Genomic DNA, 6,863 nt, shown 5'->3' on the forward strand with positions numbered 1-6,863 from the left:
CCAGCATCTCGCTGACCGTCATCCGCTTCTGCGCCGCCCAGGCCAGCAGGTGGCCGATGTGCTCGGCCGCCGGCCCGAACATCTCGGCACCCAGGAACAGGCCACTGCCCTGCTCGGCGTACACCCGCAGCAAGCCCCGGTTGCGGCCCATCACCCGGCTACGGCCCTGGTCTTCAAACGACACTTCGCCCACCGCATACCAGTCTCGACAGCGTTCCGCCACCTGATCGATGGTCAGTCCAACGGTGGCAATCTGCGGATCGGTGAACACCACCGCCAGGGGCACCCGGCGCAAGCCGGAGCGGGTGTCAGGATAACGGCCGGCGTTGTCGCCGGCAATACGGCCCTCGTCCGCCGCTTCGTGGAGTAACGGTAAATCGTTGTTGGCATCCCCGGCGATAAACACCGGCCGGTCACCACACTGCAGGGTAAAGCGGTCGAATAGCGGCACACCCCGGTCGTCCAGCGGAAGGTCGGCCCGCGGCAGGTCCAACTGATCGACATTGGGCCGGCGTCCGGTGGCCGCCAGCAGGTAATCGAAGGTTTCCGTGACCTCGCCACGCCCGGCATCGCTGAAGGTGACGGCCACACCGGCCTCGGTCCTGGTTACCGTCGACACCCGGGCGTCCGGGTCCAGGGGAAACTCGTCGTTGAAGCAGTCCAGGGCACGGTCCCGGATGCTCCCGTCGCGGATCGGCCCCACACCGCCACCGACCCCGAACATCCGCACCCGAACGCCCAGCCGGCTCAGCGCCTGGCCCAGCTCCAGACCGATGACGCCGGGGCCGAACACCGCCACGGAGGTGGGCAACTCCTTCAGCTCGAACAGGTCGTCGTTTACCAGCAGCCGGTCTCCGGCCCCCTCAAGGAACGCCGGGATGTTCGGCCGCGAGCCGGTGGCGATGACCACCCGGTGCGCCCGCAATTCCAGCCGGTCGTCAATGACCAGACGTTGGGCATCCAGGAAACGGGCCTGCCCCCTGACCTTGTGATCGTCCGGCAGCCGTTCCACCGAGTCCAGAACCGAACCGACAAAGCGGTCCCGCTCGGCCCTGACACGGGCCATCACCGCCTTGCCGTCCACCGTCACCTGCTCGGCGTGCACGCCAAACAGTCCCGCCCGGGCGACCTCGTGGGCGGCGTCCGCCGCGGCGATCAGCAGCTTGCTGGGCATGCAGCCGACCCGTGCGCAGGTGGTGCCGTAGGGTCCGCCCTCAATCAACACCACGCTGTCGGTATGCTTGAGAGCCGCCCGGTACGCCACCAGACCGGCGGTGCCGGCCCCGATGATGGCCACGTCCACGTCACGTTTGTCCACGTCGCTGCCTCCCCTGCGTCGGCTCAACGAACCCTGGTGTTACCGGGTTCTATGGGGTTCTACGAATACCTTGCACGCCTAACCACTGTAGTTTACACAGGACATATTGCCGCGCGGCTATTACCCTTATACATCACCATTGTTTTACGCTTTCCCAGCAACGAGGCTCCGAGGATCATGCAAAGCTATTGGCCGGAATTTCTGACCGTCGCCGTCGTCCACCTGCTCGCCGTCGCCAGCCCGGGTCCCGACTTTGCCGTGATGATCCGTCAGGCCCTGTGCCAGAGCCGCCGTAACGCCCTGCTCACCGCGGCCGGCATCGGTGGCGGTATCCTGGTGCACGTGACCTACTCGCTGTTGGGCATCGGCCTGATCATCCAGCAGTCGCTGGTGCTGTTCAGCATCCTCAAGGTGGTGGGAGCCCTGTACCTGACCTGGATTGCCATCCAGTGCCTGCGCTCGAAGGGCGGCAGTATCCATGTGGAAGCGGGGAAAGCCCGACAGCAAAGTGGTTTTGCCGCCGTTCGGCTGGGCTTTCTGACCAATGCCCTGAATCCCAAGGCCACCCTGTTCTTCGTCTCCCTGTTCTCGGTGCTGATCAGCCCGGACACACCCATCGCCATCCAGACCGCCTATGGCCTGTACATCGCGCTTGCCACCGGTCTCTGGTTTGCCATGGTGGCCAGCTTCTTCACCCTGCCCCGGGTACGGCGGGCATTCAGCCGCTTTGGCCACTGGCTGGACCGGATGATGGGGGGCATCCTGGTGTTACTGGCCGGGCAGTTGCTGTTCTCAACCGTTTCCGGGGCCAGTGAACCGGCGGTGAGCAAGTAGGCAACCTGCAATACCTATCCTGATGCAAAGAAACGCCCAATTGGTGAATGCCGGTGAACAACACGAACCGCATCAATACCGACTCGGTTCAGGCCATGCAAACGATGTTCGATATTTAGAGGACCTTTTTCTACATTGCATCTTTAAACAATGGATTGATCAGAGCTTGAGCCAGTTCCACCAGGATGGGTTTCATTCCCGCTTTCCAACGCTATAATCAGGGCCTGCTCAGGATGAGTAACGTGCGTAAAGGCGGGGGGCGAACTGGTTCCGTCCCCGGACAATGCAGCTTCAAGGACCGAAGACATGCCCGAGGCCAACCTCCCTACTGCAAAGGGACTGCAGTTCACTGCCCGCGTGGGCAACCTCCCCAACAACCTGTTCTCCGTGGTCGGCTTTGAATTTACCGAGGCACTCTCCCAACTGTTCCATGGCAAACTGGAACTGGCCAGTACCGACCCGGGCATTGGTCAAACGCCCGGGGGACAGACTTCAAGTCTGTCCCCCTTTCTAAGCGACGTCCTCGAACAGCCCGTCGAACTCGTCGTCTGGCAAGACGGCCAATTGCTACGCCGCTTCACCGGCGTGGTCTCCGAATTCGCCCGCGGCGACACCGGCCATCGCCGCACCCGCTACGAAGTGATCGTGGAGCCGCCGCTGTGGCGCCTGGGGCTGATGCGCAACAGCCGCATCTTCCAGACCCAGACCCCGGACACCATCCTCAAGACCCTGCTGGAGGAACGCGGCATCGCCGACACGGTGTTCGACCTCAAGCGCACCCCGCAGGAGCGGGAGTACTGCGTCCAGCACCGGGAGAGCGACCTCGACTTCCTGCAGCGATTGGCGGCGGAAGAGGGCTGGCACTATAGATTTGATATCGAGTCCGATAACCAGCCGCTGGTGATCTCAGACCACCACGGCGATGCTCTGGTGCTGCCCGAGGCGACCTACAACGCCGCTGCCGGCGGCAGCAGCCGGCAACCGGCGGTGCTTGAGTTCAGCTATCGGGAGCGGGTCCGCGCCGCCTCGGTGGCGATGAAGGACTACACCTTCACCAACCCCGCCTACGCCCTGATGCACGAACAAAATGCGTCGGGCATCGACCACCAGCGCGATGACTACCAGCACTACGACTACCCCGGCCGCTTCAAGGCCGACGCCAGCGGCACCGCCTTCAGCCAGGCCCGGCTCGACGCCCTGCGCAGTGACGCCAGCGTCGCCCATGGCAAGAGCAACCGCCCCGACCTCGCCGCCGGCGCCAAGCTGCCCCTTGCCAACCACAACCAGCAAGACCTCAACCGTGACTGGCTGCTGACCGGCGTGGTCCACACCGGCACACAGCCCCAGGCCCTGGAAGAGGAAGGCGGTTCCGAGCCCACCAGCTACAGCAACACCTTCGAGGCCATTCCGGCCGATAGAACCTGGCGGCCCCATCCAACGTCGGTGGAGCGGCCGCTGATGGACGGCCCGCAGATGGCCATCGTCACCGGCCCCGAGGGCGAGGAGATCCACTGCGACGAACACGGTCGCGTGAAAGTCCGGTTCCCGTGGGACCGCTACTCCGAGAATGACGAACACAGCAGCGCCTGGCTCCGCGTCAGCCAGGGCTGGGCCGGCGGCCAGTACGGCTTCATGGCGCTGCCGCGCATTGGCCACGAGGTCATCGTCAGCTTCCTCGACGGCGACCCGGACCAGCCGATCATCACCGGGCGCACCTACCACGCCACCAACACGCCGCCCTACGCGCTGCCGGAGCACAAGACCCGCACCGTATTGAAGACCCAGAGCCACAAGGGCGAGGGCAGCAACGAACTGCGCTTCGAGGACGAAGCCGGGCAAGAGCAGATCTACGTCCACGCCCAGAAAGACCTGGACCTGCTCACCGAGAACGACCGCACCGAGGTGATCAAGCACGACAGCCACCTGACGGTGGAGAACGACCGCACCGGCCATATTCAGGCCAACGACCACCTGACCGTGGACGGCGAACGCCGCGAACAGGTCGGCCAGGACCACAGCTTCAACGTCACCGGCACCCTCCACCTCAAAGCCGGCACCGCCTGGCTCAGCGAGTCCGGCACCGAACTCCACATCAAGGCCGGCCAGAAAGCCGTCATCGAAGCCGGCGCCGAAATCACCCTCAAAGCCGGCGGCAGCTTCGTCAAGATCGACCCCAGCGGCGTCGCCCTCAGCGGCCCGGCCATCAAACTCAACGGCGGTGGATCGCCGGGCAGTGGTTCCGGGCAGGGTGTGCAGGCGCCGGGGATGCCGGGGTTGGTGGATGCCAATGGCGGGGCGGTGGCGCCAGTGGCTTTGGCAACGGTTGGTCTCAGGGCAATTGGCAAGCCCGATGACATGATTGCCGCCCTGGAAGTGGCGGCCGTGGAAGACCTCGCCCTGGTCGAGAAATGTATGGAACAGCCCGATGGCAGCTGCCCACTAGATAACTGCCACTGTCGGGAGAGCGTCTGATGCGTCAATTTGCTCTGAATGAGGTCACCAGTGGCCATGCCCTTACCGAAAGCCTGAACTGGTACGCCGTTCTTGAAGGGGCCGATCCTGGCTATGACACCCTTCAACTGATATACGCGTCGATTCCGAATCCGGAGTGGTTATCCATCTACCAGTGCGGTTCCTATACCGAATTGGCGAAGGTGAGCCCGGTCTTGTTCAAGCTTGATCAGCCAGATAGTTGGATAAGGCATTGGCGGACAGACTTTCCTGGCCTGGCAGGATCGCTGGTTGGATCGGAGCAGGACCTGGCTGGCGTTGGTCACCACTTACGTACACTGGTGTCGGTCCGTGTCCGAGAGGGAGCTGATGCGCTGTTCCGGTTTTATGACGCCTGGATCATGAGTGCCATGTACCCCACTTTAAAGGCTTCCGAACGTACCAAGCTCCATGGGCCTATAACCAAGTGGTTATGGCTCCTTGATGATAAAGCTGTCCTCGGTGAATCGGGGATGGACCATTCATCTGATGACGAGCAGCTGGAGGAAGGCTGGTTGCACCTGGATACAGTAAAACTGGATGCCATTCGGGAAGGTTTGGCGGCCAAACGGAATTGGAAGGATACTCTCGCATGACAGACACCGGCGACATTGCTGCTGCGGCCCCCTGCAAGGAGCCTGAGCGGCTCTATGTGGAAGTGGCGGGCACGGACGTTCACCCAGGTCACGGACTTGTACTGGAGAAGAACGGCGAAGTTGTTAATGCGCTCACCATAGCGCAGAAGCAATGGCACCAGCGTTACGAATGCGACTACGCAGTGGGCCGCGCCGAGCGTTTTGATCACACGCTGACGATGACGATTGATAAGGAGCAGGGAGGACAACTGCGACTACCCCTGCTCGACGATGTGCAGCCAACCCGGCTCACCGCCCGGACCCAGCCCAACCTGTTGTTCCCCGTCTATCCAATGGCAAGCCTGCCCTGGGTGGATGGAGAGCGGGGCCACGCACTGCTACGCCCAGGTTACCTGTATGTGTTCTGGAAGGGCATTCTCTGGCGGGAACTCCAAACAGACGAAAATGGCAAGCTCAGGGATGTTGACCTGGCCCATTGGCGAGAGCGGGCCAAGCTGGCTACCACGCCCGAGGACCGGGTCAGCCTGGATGACCGACCAGCCGTGAGCGTCGCCCTGGACACACTCTGGGTGCCGGCCCGCTTCCAGGGGATTGCCCGGGCTGAGTGGACCATCGGTGACGTCGAGCTGGCCTGGTCGGAACAGCAGTGGAGCTGGGACTACATCGAGTCACTGGAATCCGGCCAGGATATCATTCACTTGCCTGCCAGCTACCGGGAGCTGACGGGCATTCCCGCCTATGGCAAGGATGGGGCCGGTTTCATCGATAGCCGCCGACGGGCCCGATGTGAGAACCTGGGAGGGCTGGACGGCTACGAGCACCGTCGCCGGTTTGGCCCTGAGGCCCATGCAGGCTGCGGCTGGATGCCGCTGGGCCAGACTGTCCCCTGCCGCCGTCGCGATCCGGGACGGGAAAAGGACGCTTCCAACCCATTCCGGGTGACCCAGTCCCTGGACGGCGGCGGTCTGGACCGGGACAACACGGTACTCCACCACATTCAGGACGAGTTAGAGCGGCAGGAAGGCTATGTCTGCAAGGCGGCGGAGGCTGTTGACGTCGCCAGTGGCCTGAACCGCTGGATGGATGATTTGGTTGGGGAAGACTGGCGGGTCCAGTCTGATGGCCAGGCGGGCACCGGCGGAGAGCCGCTGGCAGATAAGGCCGAAGTCGCCCGCAGGGCGCTGTTGGATGAAGTCCGCAAGCGTCTGGCGTCCGCCAATGGGGAAGAGGACCAGCTTGCACCCTTGAGGCAACGTCACATCCCCGCTGTACCGTTGCCGGATGTACTGTTTGAACTGGAATGGCTCACCAGCCAGACCGGACTGCATCTGATCCACCTGAAGACGGTCGCAGAGGCTACCCAGGATCACCCTCACTTCAAGAGTGCCATGCTGGTGCACTCGGCCATGTTTGACCACAAGGGCTATGAGCGTGGTCCCTTTGATGACTACCGCCACGCCTTGGATACCGAGAAACTGGATCAAGCACTCCGCAAGGAAGAACGCGAATCCTGCCGGGCCGCCTGTTATGAATTGATCCAGCGACGAATCGAGCTTCTGGAAAACAACGCCATTCCCGTGTTCAACGATCTGTTTGCCCTCAATGGCCTGTGCTACCCCATTGCC

The 6,863-nt window shown here is 62.8% G+C and carries 4 protein-coding genes and 1 pseudogene; 4 read left to right on the top strand and 1 reads right to left on the bottom strand.

Translation table 11 applies throughout. The annotated features are described in order from the left end of the window. On the bottom strand, positions 1–1,318 hold a 1,318-nt coding region (locus R3175_RS17655), incomplete at its 3' end, for a dihydrolipoyl dehydrogenase (protein ID WP_318945662.1). A 177-nt stretch (positions 1,319–1,495) separates the two neighbouring features. On the opposite strand from R3175_RS17655, the gene R3175_RS17660 reads away from it, so the two are divergent. The 4 genes and pseudogenes from R3175_RS17660 to R3175_RS17675 form a co-directional block, all read left to right on the top strand. Next, entirely contained in the window at positions 1,496–2,152 is a 657-nt protein-coding gene (locus R3175_RS17660; RefSeq protein ID WP_318945663.1) for a LysE family translocator, read from the top strand. A 306-nt stretch (positions 2,153–2,458) separates the two neighbouring features. After that, positions 2,459–4,624: a type VI secretion system tip protein VgrG gene (locus tag R3175_RS17665; RefSeq protein ID WP_318945664.1), complete on the top strand. Its 2,166-nt coding sequence runs from the start codon at positions 2,459–2,461 to the stop codon at positions 4,622–4,624. Then, entirely contained in the window at positions 4,624–5,238 is a 615-nt protein-coding gene (locus R3175_RS17670; RefSeq protein ID WP_318945665.1) for a DUF4123 domain-containing protein, read from the top strand. Before R3175_RS17665 ends, R3175_RS17670 begins: the two co-directional genes overlap by 1 nt. Next, positions 5,235–6,863 (top strand): annotated as a pseudogene (locus R3175_RS17675) (hypothetical protein); the annotation flags it as partial. The gene R3175_RS17670 and the pseudogene R3175_RS17675, both read left to right, overlap by 4 nt.

The organism is Marinobacter sp., assembly GCF_033722735.1.
GTDB lineage: Bacteria > Pseudomonadota > Gammaproteobacteria > Pseudomonadales > Oleiphilaceae > Marinobacter.